The organism is Bradyrhizobium sp. NAS80.1, from assembly GCF_001908205.1.
Taxonomy (GTDB): domain Bacteria; phylum Pseudomonadota; class Alphaproteobacteria; order Rhizobiales; family Xanthobacteraceae; genus Bradyrhizobium.
This window is the reverse complement of the sequence record NZ_LGHL01000013.1, coordinates 33,895-52,133: the sequence shown is the minus strand read 5'-3', so window position 1 is coordinate 52,133 and position 18,239 is coordinate 33,895. Positions and strand designations below refer to the sequence as shown.

Annotated in this window: 16 protein-coding genes and 2 pseudogenes; 8 read left to right on the top strand and 10 right to left on the bottom strand. The window is 63.7% G+C overall.

Translation table 11 applies throughout. The features are described 5' to 3' along the window. Positions 1-32: 32 nt before the first annotated feature. Positions 33-1,182 (bottom strand): annotated as a pseudogene (gene tgt / locus AC629_RS03675) (tRNA guanosine(34) transglycosylase Tgt). Between the two features lie 234 nt (positions 1,183-1,416). On the opposite strand from tgt, the gene AC629_RS03670 reads away from it, so the two are divergent. From AC629_RS03670 to AC629_RS03655, 4 genes are all read left to right on the top strand, one after another. After that, the gene (locus AC629_RS03670) at positions 1,417-2,571 is read left to right on the top strand and encodes a patatin-like phospholipase family protein (RefSeq protein WP_084803427.1); all 1,155 of its coding nucleotides are present in this window, start codon (positions 1,417-1,419) and stop codon (positions 2,569-2,571) included. 125 nt (positions 2,572-2,696) lie between these two features. Beyond that, a complete protein-coding gene (locus AC629_RS03665) occupies positions 2,697-3,443 on the top strand; it encodes a TetR/AcrR family transcriptional regulator (protein WP_084803421.1) in 747 nt (248 codons plus the stop codon). A 270-nt stretch (positions 3,444-3,713) separates the two neighbouring features. Then, complete coding sequence (locus AC629_RS03660) at positions 3,714-4,313, top strand: PepSY domain-containing protein (RefSeq protein ID WP_084803420.1); 600 nt, start codon at positions 3,714-3,716, stop codon at positions 4,311-4,313. Positions 4,314-4,601: 288 nt separating this feature from the next. Then, on the top strand, positions 4,602-5,639 hold the full coding sequence (locus tag AC629_RS03655) for an aspartate-semialdehyde dehydrogenase (RefSeq protein ID WP_084803419.1): 1,038 nt from the start codon (positions 4,602-4,604) through the stop codon (positions 5,637-5,639). Positions 5,640-5,804: 165 nt separating this feature from the next. Here the strand turns inward: AC629_RS03655 and queA are convergent. The 5 genes and pseudogenes from queA to coaD form a co-directional block, all read right to left on the bottom strand. After that, positions 5,805-6,879 (bottom strand): annotated as a pseudogene (gene queA, locus AC629_RS03650) (tRNA preQ1(34) S-adenosylmethionine ribosyltransferase-isomerase QueA). A gap of 144 nt (positions 6,880-7,023) precedes the next feature. Beyond that, positions 7,024-7,488 carry a peptidylprolyl isomerase gene (locus AC629_RS03645; RefSeq protein ID WP_035702663.1) on the bottom strand — a complete coding sequence of 155 codons (465 nt, stop codon included), beginning with the start codon at positions 7,486-7,488 and terminating at the stop codon, positions 7,024-7,026. Continuing rightward, positions 7,485-7,895, bottom strand: coding sequence for a UCP034077 family protein (locus AC629_RS03640; RefSeq protein WP_084803418.1), 411 nt, complete (start codon positions 7,893-7,895; stop codon positions 7,485-7,487). Before AC629_RS03640 ends, AC629_RS03645 begins: the two co-directional genes overlap by 4 nt. Positions 7,896-7,903: 8 nt before the next feature. Continuing rightward, positions 7,904-8,467 (bottom strand): peptidylprolyl isomerase, encoded by a 564-nt coding sequence (locus AC629_RS03635; protein WP_084803417.1) that lies wholly within the window; start codon positions 8,465-8,467, stop codon positions 7,904-7,906. A gap of 39 nt (positions 8,468-8,506) precedes the next feature. After that, on the bottom strand, positions 8,507-9,001 hold the full coding sequence (coaD, locus tag AC629_RS03630; protein WP_084803416.1) for a pantetheine-phosphate adenylyltransferase: 495 nt from the start codon (positions 8,999-9,001) through the stop codon (positions 8,507-8,509). A 248-nt stretch (positions 9,002-9,249) separates the two neighbouring features. On the opposite strand from coaD, the gene AC629_RS03625 reads away from it, so the two are divergent. Both AC629_RS03625 and AC629_RS03620 read left to right on the top strand, forming a co-directional pair. Continuing rightward, complete coding sequence (locus AC629_RS03625) at positions 9,250-9,507, top strand: hypothetical protein (protein WP_084803415.1); 258 nt, start codon at positions 9,250-9,252, stop codon at positions 9,505-9,507. Between the two features lie 112 nt (positions 9,508-9,619). Then, positions 9,620-11,530, top strand: coding sequence for a potassium transporter Kup (locus tag AC629_RS03620; protein WP_084803414.1), 1,911 nt, complete (start codon positions 9,620-9,622; stop codon positions 11,528-11,530). Between the two features lie 64 nt (positions 11,531-11,594). Here the strand turns inward: AC629_RS03620 and gyrA are convergent, their stop codons facing one another. The 4 genes from gyrA to AC629_RS03600 all read right to left on the bottom strand — a co-directional run bounded on the left by gyrA (position 11,595) and on the right by AC629_RS03600 (position 15,909). After that, positions 11,595-14,327 (bottom strand): DNA gyrase subunit A, encoded by a 2,733-nt coding sequence (gyrA, locus tag AC629_RS03615; protein WP_084803413.1) that lies wholly within the window; start codon positions 14,325-14,327, stop codon positions 11,595-11,597. Between the two features lie 196 nt (positions 14,328-14,523). Continuing rightward, positions 14,524-14,859 carry a DUF2306 domain-containing protein gene (locus AC629_RS03610; RefSeq protein WP_283845447.1) on the bottom strand — a complete coding sequence of 112 codons (336 nt, stop codon included), beginning with the start codon at positions 14,857-14,859 and terminating at the stop codon, positions 14,524-14,526. 283 nt (positions 14,860-15,142) lie between these two features. Next, positions 15,143-15,361, bottom strand: coding sequence for a GDCCVxC domain-containing (seleno)protein (locus AC629_RS49725; RefSeq protein ID WP_143198882.1), 219 nt, complete (start codon positions 15,359-15,361; stop codon positions 15,143-15,145). Positions 15,362-15,411: 50 nt separating this feature from the next. Continuing rightward, positions 15,412-15,909, bottom strand: a complete 498-nt coding sequence (locus AC629_RS03600) for a single-stranded DNA-binding protein (protein WP_084803411.1) — start codon at positions 15,907-15,909, stop codon at positions 15,412-15,414. A 452-nt stretch (positions 15,910-16,361) separates the two neighbouring features. Here AC629_RS03600 and AC629_RS03590 point away from each other — a divergent pair, with 452 nt between their 5' ends. Both AC629_RS03590 and AC629_RS03585 read left to right on the top strand, forming a co-directional pair. Next, complete coding sequence (locus AC629_RS03590; protein WP_084803409.1) at positions 16,362-17,135, top strand: outer membrane protein; 774 nt, start codon at positions 16,362-16,364, stop codon at positions 17,133-17,135. Between the two features lie 238 nt (positions 17,136-17,373). Beyond that, positions 17,374-18,039 carry an outer membrane protein gene (locus AC629_RS03585; RefSeq protein WP_084803408.1) on the top strand — a complete coding sequence of 222 codons (666 nt, stop codon included), beginning with the start codon at positions 17,374-17,376 and terminating at the stop codon, positions 18,037-18,039. Positions 18,040-18,239 lie beyond the last annotated feature (200 nt).

The window sequence follows — 18,239 nt, the reverse complement described above, 5'->3', positions numbered from 1 at the left end:
CCGCTTCACACTTTTTCGGATCATCCTCTGACCTAGCGCGGGGCGATGTCGCCCCTCGCCCAGTCCTCACGCGTCCGCTGATAGAATTCTTCGAAACTTCCGCGCGCGATCGCGTCTCTGATGCCCTGCATCAGGAACTGGTAGTAAGCAATATTGATCTCGGACAGCAGCATCGCCCCCCAGCGTCTCACCCGCCTTGACGAGATGATGCAGGTAAGCGCGCGCGTAGTTGCGCGCCGCTGGCCATGAACTCTCTTCGTCCAGTGGACGGGGATCGTCGGCATGGCGCGCGTTGCGCAAATTCACCTGGCCAAAGCGGGTGAAGGCAACGCCATGCCGGCCATTGCGCGTCGGCATCACGCAATCGAACATGTCGACGCCGCGCTTCACCGCTTCGAGAATGTCGTCGGGCGTGCCGACACCCATCAGATAGCGCGGCCGGTCGGTCGGCAGCGCCGGCGCAGTCTCGTCGATCATCGCCAGCATCACGGCCTGCGGTTCGCCGACGGCAAGGCCACCAATCGCATAGCCGTGGAACCCGATCTCGACGAGGCCCTTCGCGCTCGCATGGCGAAGCTGCGGGATGTCGCCGCCCTGCACGATGCCGAACAGCATGTACCCGTCCGGCGCGCTCTCGAAGGCGCGTTTGGAGCGTTCGGCCCAGCGCAGCGACAGGCGCATCGCGCGCTCAATGTCGTCGCGCTCGGCCGGCAGCCGCACGCATTCGTCCATCTGCATGGCGATGTCGGAGCCGAGAAATCGCTGCACCTCGATCGAGCGCTCCGGCGACAGTTCCACCTTGGCGCCGTCGATATGCGAGCGGAACGTGACGGCGTTCTCGCTGACCTTGCGTAGGTCCGAAAGCGACATCACCTGGAAGCCGCCGGAGTCCGTCAGCATCGGACCGTTCCAGCCGGTGAACCGCTGCAGGCCGCCGAGCGCCGCGATGCGTTCGGCGCCGGGACGCAGCATCAAATGGTAGGTATTGCCGAGCACGATGTCGGCGCCGGCATCGCGCACCTCGCGCCAATGCATGCCCTTCATGGCGCCGGCGGTGCCGACCGGCATGAAGGCCGGCGTGCGCACCACGCCGTGCGGCGTGGTCAGGAGGCCGGTGCGCGCGGCGCCATCGATCGCGAGCAGCTCGAAATGATTGGGTAGACTGTTATCGGGAAGATTCATGGCGGTGCTTATTGCGTGTCGGGCGGGGCCGATCAACCCGCTCCGAGCCGTGCGATGCCTCAGACTGGGACACATTTGACGCGGACGTGACATCCGCCGCAGCTTGTCAAATAAAACGATACAGTATAGTTTTCTCGTAGGGGGCTGGACGTAATGCCGTGGCGCGATCGCCGGCGGCAGTATTCGCGTGATCGCCAGCCGCCGACGATGCCCATCGCCTCATGTTCGACTGACGTGTCCAGCCCTTCCGATGAACGGACGAAGAGGGCAGGCGTCCGCCTGACCGGGTTCTACGTGCTGGCGTGCAGCCTGGCACTCGCCGCCTGCACCTCTCTGCCCCGCACGCCCTATACGGCCGCCGATGCCAGCACCTCGCGCGTGCTCGATATCGACGGCCTGCGCCGCTACGCCGACGAGCCCGTCACGAAGTTCAGCTTCGAGAAGGAAATTAGCACCGCGACCAAGAGCTATCTGGCGCTTTCAGGCGGCGGCGCCGACGGGGCTTACGGCGTCGGCGTGCTGAACGGCTGGACCGCGGCCGGCACCCGCCCCACCTTCGCGGTCGTCTCGGGCGTGAGCACCGGCGGCTTGATCGCGCCCTTTGCGTTCCTCGGCTCGCAATACGACGACACGCTGCGGGAGGTCTACACCAGCGGCATCGCCGAGAGCCTGCTGAATGATCCCAGCATCATGCGCGTACTGTTCGGATCCGGCCTGTTCGGCAACACGCGGCTGCGCGAGCTCGTCGCCCGCTATGTCGGACCTGAGATCATGGCCCAGGTCGCGCGCGAGAATGCCAGGGGCCGGAAGCTGCTGGTGGTGACGACCGATCTCGACACGCAGCGGACCGCGATCTGGGACATGGGCAAGATCGCTGCAGTCGGAACACCCGAAGCGCTAAAACTGTTTCGCGACGTGATGGCGGCTTCCGCCAGCATTCCGCTGGTATTTCCGCCCATCATGATCGACGCCGAAGGCCAGGGTCGCAGGTTTCAGGAGATGCATGTCGACGGCGGCGTCACGGCGCCGGTGCTGACGCTGCCGGAAGCCCTGCTCTCCCAGGACCGCTTGCCGGGCAATGCGCGGATGAACATCTACATCCTCGTCAACAAGAAGATCGAACGCAATTTCGAGCTCGTGTCCAACAGCACCATCGACGTCGCCTCGCGCAGCCTGTCGTCGATCACGCAGTCGCAGACGCGCTCGATCATCTTCTCGACCTATGATTTCGCCAAGCGCAACCACCTGGGCTTCCACCTCTCCTACATCGCCCGTGATTATCCGGCGCCGCCCTCGGAAGGGTTCGACACCGCCTATATGCGCGCGCTGTATCTGTACGGATATGAGAAGGCGGCAGCGGGCCAGGCGTGGACCTCGACGCTGCCATGACCCCTCGTGACGGAACGACGCTTTGCAGAAACCGTTGACATACGGCCAGATTCGCGATGACGCCCCCGCCCCTGCGCGATATAGATTAAATGACGACTGTCAGAAACGCGCAGGAATCAGTGGGCATGGGATTGACTGCGACCAGGACAAGATCGGCAGCGCCGCGGCGCGAGGTGCCGAAATCGCGCGGCGGCCGGCCGACGAAATCTGCGGCAATCGAGCGCGACCAGAGGCTGATCGAGGTCGCCACACGCCTGTTCCTGGATCGTGGGTTTGACGCGACCTCGCTCGATGCGGTCGCGGAAGCGGCCCGCGTCAGCAAGCCCACCGTCTATTCCCGTTACGGCGACAAGCGCGGCCTGTTTGCGGCAGTGCTCAGGCGCGAAATCGAGCGCTGGCTCGCGCCTCTGTCGGCTGCGGCAGAAACGCAGCTCAGCAGCGACTTGGACATCTCGGTCGAGCAGCGGCTGGTCGCGATCGGGCGCGAGATGCTCACCTTCACCTGCGGGCCCGATGCCGTCGCCTTCAGCCGAATGATGACGTCACAGGCCATCAACTTCCCCGATGTCGCCAAGCTCGGCAAAGAGGAAGGCTGGCTCAAGGCTGTCGCCACCACAGCGCGCTTCTTCGACCATCTGGTGGCGCAAGGCGCGCTCGACGTCGACGACACCACCATCGCGGCAGAAGTGTTTCTCGACGTCGTCGTCGGTCACAACCATCGCTTGGCAACGTTTGGAACGGCGCCGGAGATGAAGGCGGCGGAAAAGCGGATGCGCGCGGCGATCAAGCTGTTCCTTGCCGGCGCGCTGGGACCTGCGGACCGCGTCCAGGACACGGCCAAGAGCACGCAGCGGCGGCGCCTCTCCCGCTGACAATTCCGTGAGGTTGCGATCTATCCCCAACGGGGTCACCCCCGCGTCGTTGACCAAAATAGAACGATACGGTATGGTTTAGTTATAAGGCGATGCGGATCGCTTTTCTTCACCAGCCCCAAAAGAGGTCCGTATCGCTTCGATCGCCGCGGCAGGTACAGCCCGTCGCGACGCTCCGCGGCCGGCCGATGCCCAAGGTCGGCCGCGCAATTCTGTCCAAGACGATCCGGCTCGGCGGCCGGTAAGACGCCGGTCTCATGGAGACTAACAATGCGCGCTGCCAAAGGCTTGAAGCAGTTGCTCACGATCCCCCTGTCCGCGCTCCTCCTCGCAGCTCCAGCGCGGGCGATCGTCACCGCGGGCACGCCGACCGCCCTTCGTAGCGAAACAGATGGTGATGCCGAAGCTGATCGCCAGGCCGTCAGCCGCGAGATCGAGCGCTTCCGCAGCTCCTCGATCTCGATCAGTCAGGCCATGGCGATCGCCGAGGCCCGGCATGCCGGCGCCACGACGGCGGATGTGAGTTTTGACGGGGCCGCCGGCGTGCCGGTCTATCGGGTGAAAACCCTGCACAACGACCGGATCTGGCGCCACACCATCAATGCAGCAACCGGCGAGCTTGTCGGCGGAGAAGCTGCCCTTCCCCTTGCCGAGCTCGACCGCGACGATCGCAGCAATCTCGCGGCGCTCGGTGCGATCAGGCACCGCCTCGCGGATGCCGTGCGCGTCGCCGAGCACGCAGCCTCCGGCAGGGCGATCAGCGGCGGCCTCATCCGCGAACGCGGCCGGCTGAATTTCGCGATCGTCGTCATCAGCGGCGACGACCTCAAGGAGGTCATCCTCGAGCCGCCGGGCGCCCGGGCCAAGTAGCGGCAAATGCCGCCCATGGCCACAATCCCGCCTGAAAGCCATTGACGGGCGCAAGACTCTCCCGCATAAGTCGCCGCTATGTTCACGACCACCAAACGCACGACCAAAACCACCACGGCCTTCGGGGCCCGGGGAGGCGTGCGCGCGTAGTCGTCGACTTAAACGCATCAGCTCTACCGAAGCCCCGCCCTCGATGGTCCGGGGCTTTTTTGTTGTCTAAATCTCAACCGCATGATCCGGAAAAGTGGAATCCGGTTTTCCGACAGGATCATGCTCAACTGAAATGCAATGGAGGACAAAGTGAGTAACGATCCCGTCGTCGCGATTGTCGGCGTCACCGGTGCGGTGGGCGCCGAATTCATCGCCACCATGGACAAGCGCGGCTTTCGCGTCGGCAAGCTCAAGGCGCTGGCCAGCGCCCGCTCGGCCGGCAAGACGGTGTCGTTTCGCGGCAAGGACGTCATCATCGAGGAATTGACCGAGCGCGCCTTTGAAGGGGTCGACATCGCCCTGTTCTCCGCCGGCAGCGGCATCTCGAAGAAGTACGCACCGATCGCAGTCAAGGCCGGCGCCGTCGTGGTCGACAACTCCTCCGCCTTCCGCATGGACCCGAACGTGCCGCTGGTGATCCCCGAGATCAACGCGAACCGTATCCGCGATCACAAGGGCATCATCGCGAACCCGAACTGCGCGGCCATCACTGCGCTGGTGCCGCTCTGGCCAATCCACCAGAAGAACCGCATCAAGCGCGTGATCATTGCGACCTACCAGGCCGCCTCCGGCGCCGGCGCTGCCGCGATGGATGAACTCGTCGAGTCCACCCGCGCCAATCTGAACGGGCAGGTCTACACGCCCAAGGTGATGCCACACCCCTACGCCTTCAATCTGTTCAACCACAACACCGCCGTCGATCCAGACACCGGCTACAACGACGAAGAGACCAAGGTCATCAAGGAGACCCGCAAGATCTTCGAGGACGAGACAATCGCGGTCGGCGTCACCTGCGTCCGCGTGCCGGTGCTGCGCGCCCATTGCGAAGCCATCACCTTCGAATGCGAGAAGCCGATCACCGAGGACCAGGTCCGCGCCATCATGGCGCAGGCGCCCGGCGTGAAGATCGTCGACGATCGTGTGAAGAACTACTTCCCGATGCCGATCGACGCTTCGGGCCAGGACGACGTCCTGGTCGGCCGCATCCGCAAGGACCTCAGCGATCCCTCAGGGCATTCGATCTCGATGTTCGTCGCGGCGGATCAGCTCTTGAAGGGCGCGGCGCTGAATGCAGTGCAGATCGCCGAGCTGCTTCCGCAGCGCGTGATGGCGTAACGCGCTCTGGATCCGTCATCCTGAGGCGCGAACCCAGCGGTGCAGCGCGCCGCTGGGTGGGCCTCGAAGGATGAGCGGGCGAGATGCAGCAACGGGCCGTCGCCCTTCGAGGCTCGCCAAAGAGGCGAGCACCTCAGGGTGACGGTGATAGAGGCGCGCTTACGGCTAGCCCTCTGCCCGAAACAGCAAGCACGCATCCCCGTACGAATAGAACCGGTAGCCGTTCGCAATCGCATGCGCATAGGCCCGCTTCATCGTGTCGAGCCCCGAGAACGCCGACACCAGCATGAACAGCGTCGACTTCGGCAGGTGGAAATTGGTCAGCAAGATATCGACGGAGCGGAAGCGATAGCCGGGGGTGATGAAGATCGACGTCTCGGCCGCGAAGGGCTGAATGGTGCCATCCTCGCTGGCGGCGCTTTCCAGCAGCCGCAATGACGTGCTGCCGACGGCGATGATGCGGCCGCCATTTTTTTCGCGCGGCGTTGACCCGCTCCGCCGTCTTGGCCGAGATCGTGCCCCACTCTGCATGCATCTTGTGGCCTTCGGTGTCGTCCACCTTCACCGGCAGGAACGTCCCTGCTCCGACATGCAGCGTGACGCGGTTGATGCCGACGCCGCGCTCGCGTAGCGCCTGCTCCAGCGCCGGGGTGAAATGGAGCCCCGCGGTCGGCGCTGCGACCGCGCCTTCATTCACCGCGAACATCGTCTGGTAATCGGCAAGGTCCTGATCGTCAGGCGTACGTTTCGAGGCGATGTAGGGCGGCAGCGGAGGGCTGCCGAGATCGGCGATTGCCTGATCGAGCGCCGGACCGTGGAACGAGAATGACAGCGTCACCTCGCCCTCCGCGCCCTTCGCCTCGACCTCGGCATCGAGATGGCCGAGCAGGCAGACCTTGCCTTCATTGCCGAAGCGGATGCTGTCTCCGGCGATGAGTTTCTTCGCGGGCTTCACCAGCGCCTGCCAGCGCGAACCGTCGAGCCGCTTGATCAGCGTCGCCTCGATCTTCGGCTCGGTCTCGCGGCCGATGCGGCGTCCCTTCAGCTGCGCCGCGATCACTCTGGTGTCGTTGACGACGAGCTCGTCGCCCGGCTTCAGCGATTGCGGCAGGTCGGCGATGATCTGGTCGCGCAGCGCGCCGTTCTCGACAACCAGCAGCCGCGCGGAGTCGCGCGGGCTCGCCGGGCGCAGGGCGATGCGCTCGGCTGGCAGGTCGAAATCGAAGAGATCAGTGCGCATGGTCAAGTCTGGCGCAGCACAGCCAGACCCTCATGGTGAGGAGGCGCGACGCGCCGTCTCGAATCATGAAGGCCGAGCTGCAGCAGCGGGGCTTTCATCCTTCGAGACGCGCGTTCCGCGCTCCTCAGGATGAGGGTCGAGCAGTCACTCCTTGTCCGCGGCCATCCGCGCCTTGACGATCTTGTCGGGGTTCTGCACGGGCTCGCCTCGCTTGATCTTGTCGACATTCTCCATGCCCTCGGTGACCTTGCCCCACACCGTGTATTGGTTGTCGAGGAAGCGGGCGTCGTCGAAGCAGATGAAGAACTGGCTGTCGCCGGAATCGGGGCTCGCGGCGCGGGCCATCGAAGCGGTGCCGCGCACATGGGGCTCCTTGTTGAATTCGGCCTTCAGCTTCTTGCCGGAGCCGCCGGTGCCGGTGCCGTGCGGACAGCCGGTCTGCGCCATGAAGCCCTCGATCACACGGTGGAACACGATGCCGTCGTAGAAGCCCTCGCGGACCAGTTCCTTGATGCGCGCGACATGGCCGGGCGCGAGGTCGGGCCGCATCTCGATGGTGACGGGGCCCTGCGTGGTCTCGAGGATCAGGGTGTTTTCGGTGACGCTCATGCTCGTCTCTCTTGCGTTGGGGGTGAAGTCTTCCGGCTACGGAACTGGATCGCGAATGGACGTCCCGCGGCGGCGCCGGCCATTGCATCGGTAAATGGCATCGGCGTGCAACGTTGCAACGCCTCCATCACCGCGATCCGGTATTGCAGCCGGTCATTGTCGGAGGCCTCCGCGGATTCATAGGAAATCCTCGGATGACCCAAAATGTTTCCGGACCGGTTAAAGCTCACGACGACGGTGATGTCGATAGGGCGAGCCTTCGCGGCCGGCGGCGGCTTCCAGCAGGTACGCAGATGCTGGAAGACGTCCTTGATGGTGTCGACCTGCGCGTCCTCGGCGACTGCGCCGGAGACGCCAAGCAGCAGCGTCGCGGCAGCCAGCAGGAGCTTTTTGCCCCAGCGCGCCACGGCCGCGCTTACTTGATGTCGGAAGCGACCTGCACCTTCACCATCTTGTCAGGATCGGTGACAGAGCCGCTTGCCGAGCCGGGCGGCGCCTTCTTCAGCTTGTCGACGACATCCATGCCCTGCACAACTTCGCCGATCACGGTGTACTGGCCGTCGAGGCTGCCACCGTCGGCGAACATGATGAAGAACTGCGAGTTCGCGCTGTCGACGCTGTCGCCGCGCCGGGCCATGCCGACGATGCCGCGCGCGAAATGCACCTTGGAGAATTCCTGCTTCAGGTTCGGATATTTCGAGCCGCCGGTGCCGTTGAAATTCTGACCGTCGCCGGTCTGCGCCATGAAGCCGTCCATGACGCGATGGAACGGCACGTTATTGTAGTAATCCTCGCGCGCCAGCTGCTTGATGCGCTCGGCATGCTGGGGCGCAAGGTCAGTGCGCAGCTTGATGACGATGCGGCCCTTGGTGGTGTCGATGACGATGGCGTTGGCCTTGTCGAGATTGGGCGGCAATTGCTGCGCCACCGCCGGCACCGCGAACACGAGCGCGGCAAGAACTGCGAGAATTCGGATCATGACAACTCCGGACCAGTTAAAAGAAGAAGCGCGCCGTTATCAGGCGAATTTTGCCTTGAGCTGTGCCGCAACCTGCGGCGGGACGAAGGCCGAGACGTCCCCGCCCATGCCGGCGATCTGGCGCACCAAAGTGGCGGTGATCGGCCGGACCGCCGGAGAGGCCGGCAGGAAGATGGTTTGCACCTCTGGCGCCATGGTGCCGTTCATGCCGGCGAGCTGCATCTCGTAGTCGAGATCGGTGCCGTCGCGCAGTCCCCGAACCATGATGGTTGCGCCGTGCCTGCGGGCCGCGGTGACCGCGAGATCGTCGTAGGTCACAGCTTCGAGGACGCAGCCGGCCTCGGCCGCCACCGGCCCACAGACGTCGTGCAGCATCTTCAGCCGCTCCTCGGTCGAGAACAACGGCTTCTTTCCAGGATGGACCCCGATCGCGACCACCAGCCGGTCGCACAGGGGGGCACTGTTCCGGACCACGTCCAGATGGCCGTTGGTGATGGGGTCGAAGGAACCTGGGTAGAAGGCAATGCGGGGCATGACCCCGTCCTACCGCGCCCGGCCCGGCCCGGCAAGCCGGACGGGTTCCCTGCCCGCTTTTCCGCAGAACCATGCCGGAATCCCGGGGATTGTTTCGCGCCTAGGGCGGCCACGAAACAAAACGGAGAGTGAACGAAACCATTTCCCGCGTCTGCGAAGACGTCCGGAAACTGGCCATGGTTACTAGTCCGCCCAACGAATGACGGGCCGCATACTGGGCGTAGCGGCCGCATCACAGGGGACCGTCAATGATCAAGACCATCTCAGCGATTGCCATCGCCGCGTTTGTTGCTGCTGCCCTCACCGTCCTTCCCGGCTTCGCTCCGACCGTCGAAGCGAGCGTTCCGCAGCCGCTCGCGAAGAGTGACCGGCTGGATATCCGCACCATCGGCAAGGACTGCTCACAGCAGGCCTGGCCGAACTTCGAGGCCTCCTGCCTGCGCCAGGCCGGCACCAAGGCGGACGTCCGGGAAGCCCGCCTGGTCACTGCCGACCGGACCCCATAGGCAGGTCATTTTCCCGTCGTGCAAACCCCATAGCAATTTGCGACGTCTCGTCGCAGACTGCTGATGTGCCCAAGGGATCATCCGGCGGGCGCGGAGCAATTTGGGGGTCGCCATGTCCACTACGCCCGCCATCGCCTCCGGCCATCCTCCGAGCCCGCTCCCATTCGCGTTGACCCTCGGCGCCCTGGGCGTCGTCTACGGCGATATCGGCACCAGTCCCCTCTACGCCCTGAAGGAAGCTGCCAGGGCCGCCGCCCATGACGGCATGGTCGCTCCAGAGGCCGTTCTGGGTGTCGTGTCGCTGATCTTGTGGGCGCTGATCCTGATCATTTCGATCAAATATGCGGCGCTTATCATGCGTGCGGACAACCGCGGTGAAGGCGGCATCGTGGCAATCCTGGCGCTGCTTCATGCGCGCAATGCCGCACCCGGCACGTGGCGAGCCCACCTGCTTGTCGTCGGCCTTGTTGGCGCCGCCCTGCTCTATGGTGATGGCGCGATCACGCCGGCGATCTCGGTCTTGAGCGCGATCGAAGGCCTCAAGGTGGATGCGCCATCGCTCGAGCCGGCCGTGGTCCCGATCACCGTCGCGATTCTGGTCGGCCTGTTCGCGATGCAGAAGCAAGGTACGAGCTTCATCGGCGGGATCTTTGGCCCGGTCATGCTGTCCTGGTTCATCGTCCTGGCCGCGCTCGGCATCCACGGCATCGTCCAGGCTCCGATGGTACTGGCCGCGCTGAGCCCGCTTTACGCCGTGGACTTCCTGCTTCACCAGGATTTCCATATCAGCTTCGCAATCATGGGCGCCGCCTTTCTCGCGGTGACCGGCGGTGAAGCGATGTACGCGGACATGGGGCATTTCGGCCGCTTCCCCATCCGTCTTGCATGGTTCACCATCTGCCTGCCGGCGCTGATGCTCAACTATTTCGGGCAGGGCGGACTTCTGATCACTGATCCCGGCGCACTCGACCATCCATTCTTCCAGCTCGCTCCGGGCTGGGCACAACTTCCGCTCGTTGCATTCTCCGCGATCGCGACAGTGATCGCCTCGCAGGCCATCATTTCGGGTGTGTACTCGCTGACGCAGCAGTCGATCCAACTCGGCTTTTTGCCCCGGATGCAGATCCGCCACACCACGAGCCATGCGATTGGCCAGATCTATGTGCCGCTGGTCAACTGGCTGCTCGCCGCGGCCACGCTCGGCGCCGTGTTCGCCTTCCGCAGTTCGGACGCGCTCGCCGGCGCCTACGGCATCGCGGTGTCGCTGCTCATGGCCATCACCACGCTTCTCGCCGCTTTGGTCGCGGTGCAGTGGGGCTATTCGTTGTGGCTCGTGATCGCAGTCAACGGCTTCTTCTTTGTGATCGACGCGACCTTCGTTGCCGCCAATTCGATCAAGTTGTTCGAAGGCGGCTGGTTTCCCCTTGTGCTTGCGGGCCTCGTCGCCTTCCTGATGCTGACCTGGCGCAGCGGCGTGAAACTTGTCGAGAGTGCCCGTGCCCGAGTACGCCAACCCGAGGAAGACCTGATCGAGACCGCGGTCAAGCAATGCCGTGCGCGGCTTCCCGGAACGTCCATCTTCCTGGCATCGACATCGAAAGGCGTCCCGCTCGCACTGACGCAGTTCGTCAAGCACAACCGGGTGCTGCATGAACGCGTGGTGATCGTGACCGTGCAGATCGAGGAAGTGCCGCATGTCCCGGATCAGGAGGTCACCGAGGTGATGGAGATCACGACGGGGATAACCCGCGTGATACTGCATTACGGTTTCATGCAAAATCCGACCATCTACGACGGGCTGAAACTCGCCTGTCGACAGGGTAAGCTGCCCGGCGTCGATCTCTCCGACCTGACCTACTACGTCGGCCGCGAGACCATCATCCCGAGCGAGGACATCCCGGGCATGTGGGTCTGGCGCGAGTCGCTATTCGCTTTCCTGCAGCACAACGCCCAACACTCCGCCGCATTCTTCGGCGTGCCGACGGGACAGGTGGTGGAGTTCGGCACGGAGCTGGAGATCTAGCGCAAGTCTGCAGTGCGTAGCCCGGACTTCGCTTGCGCTCCATCCGGGCCAGGGATGCTACAGTTTACTCGCCGTTCGCGCCGTTCCCGTTCTCCGCCTCTTCCGTGATGTGCTCGACCGAGACGACATGCTCATCCTCGGCGGTGTCGAACACGATCACGCCCTGGGTCGAGCGGCCGGCGACGCGGATGCCCTCGACCGGGCAGCGGATCAGCTGCCCCTTGTCGGTGACCAGCATGATCTGGTCGGCGTCTTCCACCGGGAATGAGGCCACCAGATTGCCGTTGCGGTTGTTGACGCTCATGGCGACGATGCCTTTGCCGCCGCGACCCGTGGTGCGGTACTCGTAGGACGAGGTCCGCTTGCCGTAGCCGTTGACGGAGACGGTGAGCACGACCTGCTCCTGCGCCGACATCTCGACATAGCGCTCCTGGGCGAGCTGGAAGCTGCCGGAGGTCTCCTCGGCCTCGGCATCCCCTGCTGCCTCTTCAGCCGCGGCTTCGCCGGCCACCGCGCGGCGCATCTTCAGATACGCCGAGCGTTCGTCCGAGGTGGTCTCGACGTGGCGCAGGATCGCCAGCGAAATCACCTTGTCGCCGTCGCCAAGCGCAATGCCGCGCACACCCATCGAGGTGCGCCCGGTGAACACGCGCACATCGGTGACGGGGAAGCGGATGCACTGGCCGCCGGCGCCGGTCAGCAGCACGTCGTCGCGCTCGGTGCAGATCTGCACGTCGACGATCGATTCATTGTCGTCGAGCTTCATCGCGATGATGCCGGAGCGGCGGACGTCGACGAAGTCGGAGAGCTTGTTGCGCCGGACGTTGCCGCCCGTGGTAGCAAACATCACGTCGAGCTGGCCCCAGGTGGATTCGTCCTCCGGCAGCGGCATGATGGTGGTGATGCGCTCGCCCTGCTCCAGCGGCAGGATGTTGATCAGCGCCTTGCCGCGCGCGTTCGGCGCGGCCATCGGCAGGCGCCAGACCTTCTCCTTGTAGACCTGGCCGCGCGAGGAGAAGAACAGCACCGGCGTGTGCGTGGAAGCCACGAACAGGCGGCTGACGAAATCCTCATCGCGCGTCTGCATGCCGGAGCGGCCCTTGCCGCCGCGGCGCTGCGCCCGGTAGGCCGACAGCGGCACGCGCTTGACGTAGCCGGCATGCGAGACGGTGACGACCATATCCTCGCGCTGGATCAGGTCCTCGTCCTCGACCTCGCCTTCCTGCTCCATGATCACGGTGCGGCGCGGGGTCGCGAACTCGGCCTTCCCCTCGGCAAGCTCGGTCTTGATGATGCCCAGCACACGGTCGCGCGAGCGCAGGATGTCGAGATAATCGGCGATCTCGCCCGCGAGCTTGTCGAGTTCATCGCGGATTTCGTCACGGCCGAGTGCGGTGAGGCGTTGAAGGCGCAGGTCGAGAATGGCCCTCGCCTGTTCCAACGACAGCCGGATCGTGCCGTCTTCGCTGATGCGGTGGCGCGGATCATCGATCAACGCGAGCATGTCCTCGACATCCCGGGCCGGCCAGTCGCGCGACATCAGGGTGTCGCGGGCAGTGGTCGGATCAGGCGAGGTCCGGATCACGCGGATCATTTCGTCGATATTGGCGACTGCAATCGCCAGGCCGACCAGGATATGTGCCCGATCGCGCGCCTTGGCGAGCAGGAACTTGGTGCGCCGCGTGACGACCCGCTCACGGAAGTCGACGAAGATGGCCAGCAGTTCCTTCAGATGCATGATCCGCGGACGGCCGCTGTCGAGCGCCACCATGTTGACGCCGAAGCTCGTCTGCAGCGGCGTGAACCTGTACAGCTGGTTCAGCACCACATCGGGCACGGCGTCGCGCTTCAATTCGATAACGACGCGGTAGCCTTCGCGGTCCGATTCATCGCGCAGGTCACCGATGCCCTCGATCTTCTTTTCCTTGACCAGCTCGGCGATGCGCTCGACCATCGTCGCCTTGTTCACCTGGTACGGAATCTCGGTGATGACGATCGCCTCGCGCTCCTTGCGGATGGTCTCGATCGCGACCTTGCCGCGCATGACGATCGAGCCGCGGCCGAGGTGATAGGCGGCGCGGATGCCCTGCCGTCCGAGAATGACGCCGCCGGTCGGGAAATCCGGTCCCGGCACGATGTTGATGAGCTCGTCGATGGTGAGCGCAGGGTTGTCGATCAACGCGATGCAGGCGTCGATGACCTCGCCGAGATTGTGCGGCGGGATGTTGGTCGCCATACCGACCGCGATGCCGCCCGCACCGTTGACGAGAAGGTTCGGGAACTTGGCCGGCAAGACCGAGGGCTCGGTCTCGTTGTTGTCGTAGTTCGGCTGGAAGTCGACCGTGTCCTTGTCGATGTCGGCCAGCAGAGCCAGCGCCGCCTTCGTCAGCCGCGCCTCGGTGTACCGATAGGCGGCCGGGGGATCGCCGTCGACCGAGCCGAAATTGCCCTGGCCGTCGATGAGCGGCACGCGCATGGAGAAGTCCTGCGCCATCCGGACCATGGCGTCGTAGATCGACTGGTCGCCATGGGGATGATATTTACCGATCACGTCACCGACCACGCGCGCCGACTTGACGTACTTCTTGTCAGGCGTGTGCCCCTGCTCGTTCATCGAGTACAGGATGCGGCGATGCACCGGCTTCAACCCGTCGCGCGCATCGGGCAGCGCACGCGCTACGATCACGCTCATGGCGTAATCGAGGTAAGACTTCTTCATCTCCTCGTAGATGGAAACGGGGCGAATGTCCGAGGGTTGCGCCGGCTGGTCGCCGGGCTTGTTGTCGTCGTCAGCCAAGGGGAAATCCGGTGAGGTTTTATCTGGGAATCATATAGCGCATCGGAGCCCTGATAACCACCCTTGCAAGGGTCCCCAGAGGCGCTTTTTCCGACTGTTTTTCCAGAGACTTACGCTCCTCTCGCCACCATCGGAAGCATGCTGGAAACGGCTTGCCGCAAACCGCCCGTCAGGCCCCGAAAATCACCCGGACGGATCATGCACCGGGAACCAGCGTGAACACCCCCGCCACCACCAGTGCACCGGTGAACAGCAGGATCATCATGCGCCGATGATTGGCCACGCGATGGGTGTGCGCCCGCCACACCGCGAGCGGCAGCACTACCAGCGTGAAAATCGACAACAGATGGATCGGACTGAACGGCCCAACCAGGCGGATGGCGTGGATCCAGAACGAGGATGCGGCCACCACAGTCATCAGCCCCACCCAGATCCACCCGATCGTCCGATGCGGCAGCGTGCCCTTGGGGGCTGCGAACTGCACCAGGCCCAGCGCGAAGGCGGTCATTGCCGCGAAGGCATGCAGCGGAATGGCCGGGGGTCGGCGGAGCCGAGCATGTAAATAGAATTAACATAAAGTTAATAGCATTCACATCGCAAATCGTCAAAAGCTCATGCGAGGGCACGAGGTTCGCCGGGAAAAGCCGAGCTTTACCCGTCAATTGGCAAGAAAATCCTGTTGTCTTACGCGAGCAAGCCGATGCGATGGACGGGCGCCCCAAGCCGGCCCATGAACGGGAAGCATCAGAAGACTTTTCAGTCGCTGACTTCGCTCTGGATTCCGCCGAGGCCGCGCGCTTTGCCCAGTTAGGGCCTTACCCGCAACATTTGCCGCTCTGCTGTATCGGCGGACACGGCACCGTGCCGTAGGAGCAGAACACGCAGCAATCCCCGGCCTTGGGCTTGAGCCGGGCTCCGCACCCGGCACAATCGTAGAAGAACTGGCAGGCATCGGTCGGCATGGTCTCAGTCGCTCGATGCCCGCAGGATGGACAGGTCAGGGTCGATTGAAGCTGGAAAGCGGACGCTCCAATTGGTCCCAGCGGCTGCCGTGCCAATGAATGCCGTCGCGACAGCGCCGACTTTAGAACGGAATATCGTCGTCCATGTCGTTGTTGCGGCCACCGCCGCCGGCGGCAACGGGACGGCGCGGCGCGCTGCTGACGGGACCTGAGGAGCCGAAATCGCCGCCAGGCTCGTCGCCGAAGCTGCCGCCTCCCCCGCCACCGCCGCGGCCGTCAAGCATCGTCAGCGTGGAGTTGAAGCCCTGGAGCACGACCTCGGTGGAGTACTTCTCCGCGCCGCTCTGGTCGGTCCATTTGCGGGTCTGCAGCGCACCCTCGATGTAAACCTTGGCGCCCTTCTTCAGGTACTGTTCGGCGACCTTGCAGAGCCCTTCATTGAAGATCACGACGCGATGCCACTCGGTCTTTTCCTTGCGCTCGCCGGTTTGCTTGTCGCGCCACGTCTCCGAGGTAGCGATAGAAAGGTTGGCGATCGGCCGCCCGTCCTGGGTGCGGCGGATTTCAGGATCCTTGCCGAGATTTCCAACCAGAATGACCTTGTTGACGCTTCCCGCCATCGCCGCTCTCCGCTCCAAATGCCACTGAATTTCAAAGGGCCGAGCCCGCTCTCCGCGATGCTCTGCGACCTGTGCTGAGGCGACCCTATACGCTTGCGCGCACCGATCAGCCCGTTGCCGCGCAGGTTATCCCCACATATAGCACCGCCCCGCGGGTTGTTCCAGATTTGTTCTCATTAAGGAAGCCCCAAAAAATGGGAACCTGCGACCGCCCAATCTACAACAAAATGCGGAACCCGAATGGAACTTTTTTGGGTTCCCGCAAACGAAGAAAACCTCTTAACATTCATCAAGTTGCGCGCACATCAATCGGCTCGCGACTGTTGCATTTGGGCGACGGACTCTACCCCCAGCTTAGGCTACGATCGCCTCGGAATTGAGTTCATATGGGCGTCGCGCCTAATCAGCCGCTTCGGGGACCTCAAGAAGCGGACGAAACTGGGGAGACTGCAATGAATAAGATTTTGTTTGGTGCAATCGGGGCCGCGGCGTTGATCCTGTCGGCTCCCGCAAGCGCGGCAGATCTCGCCGCGCGTCCCTATACCAAAGCTCCACCACCGGTAGTCGCCACCATCTACGACTGGAGCGGCTTCTACATCGGCATCAACGGCGGCGGCGGCTCCATGCACTCATGCTGGGACTTCATTGACCCCGTGACGGGCTTTGCGACGCGCGAAGGCTGCCACAACGCGACCGGCGGCACCGTCGGTGGTCAGATCGGCTATCGCTGGCAGTCGAGTCAGTGGGTGTTCGGCGTCGAAGGCCAGGGCAACTGGGCCGACTTCTCGGGCGACTTTGTCAGCTCGTTTGTTTTCAACCCCCTCAACGGTGCGCTTGTCACCAACCGTTCGCGCATGGATGCGTTTGGCCTGATCACTGGCCAAGTCGGCTACGCCTGGAACAACGTTCTGTTCTACGTGAAGGGCGGCGCGGCTGTGGTTAACACCAAATTCGACGTCTTCGACACTCCGACTGGCATCCTGCTCTCCTCGGCCGCCAGCAGCACCCGTTGGGGCGGTACGGTTGGTGCCGGTCTGGAAGTCGGCTTTGCTCCGAACTGGTCGGTCGGCGTTGAGTACGACCACATCTTCCTCGGTAACCGGAACCGCGACTTCTTCACGCCCGCCGGTGTCTTTGACGGCACCGATCGCATCAGCCAAAATGTCGACATGGGGCTTGTCCGCGTGAACTATCGCTGGGGTGGCCCGGCGATCGCGAAGTACTGATATCTCTCTGAGATTGTTTGGAGATCAAAGGCCGGCCTCGCGCCGGCCTTTTTTGCTGGGCGCGGCCCCTGCGACAATCTGTCAACATTTATGACGTTTTGTGACTGTTGTGGCTTTTGGGAGACTCAACTTGCGGCTTCGCTGGTGTAAGCACGACATCAGTTGGACCGCAGGGTCCGCTGTCCTTCCGACGCACGGAAGGCAAAAAACAGAAACTGGGACTGGGACTAAGTTGAAAATGAAAAAGGTTTTGTTGGCTTCGGCCTGTTTGTTCGCCCTCACCGGCGCCGCTTCGGCTGCCGATCTCGCGGCTCGCCCCTACACCAAGGCTCCGGTGGCTGTCGCCTCGGTCTACAACTGGACCGGCTTCTACCTCGGTATCGTCGGTGGCGGCGCCTGGCAGTCTGACTCCGATCCGAAGATGAAGGGCGGCTTCGTCGGCGGCACCGCCGGCTATAACTGGCAGACCGGAAACGTCGTGTTCGGCCTCGAAGCCGATGGCGCCTGGGCTGACGTCAGCGCCTCGGCGACGGCGCTCGGCGTGACCGCGACCTCCAAGACGGAAGCGATGGGCACCGTGCGCGGCCGCATCGGCTACGCCGTCAACAATGTTCTGTTCTACGGCACCGGCGGCTACGCCTGGATCGACAACAAGCTCAGCGCCACCGCGCTCGGCCTGACCATCTCCGACAGCAAGTTCCACTCGGGCTGGACCGTCGGCGCGGGCGTCGAAGCGTTCTTCGCGCCGCAGTGGTCGGTCAAGGGCGAGTACCTCTATCGCAGCCTCGCCGGCGAGACCTACTTCGGTAACCTCGTTCCCGTGTCATCCGGCACGCTCAACTTCCACACCGTGCAGGTCGGCGTGAACTATCACTTCGGGGCCCCGGTGGTCGCGAAGTACTAAGCCTCGCCCCAACGCCATCCATTACGAAAGGCCGGCCTTGCGCCGGCCTTTTTGTTGTTGGTTGCACGAAGGAGCCCGAACCGCAGGAACTCCACCGGATCCTGCTTGCAGATCCTTCCTGCAAGTCCGGATGCCGTCGCTACTGCCAGTTGCCGCCAGCGGGCCAACAATCCGTTGACGATTCGCAAGTCGCACTGGAA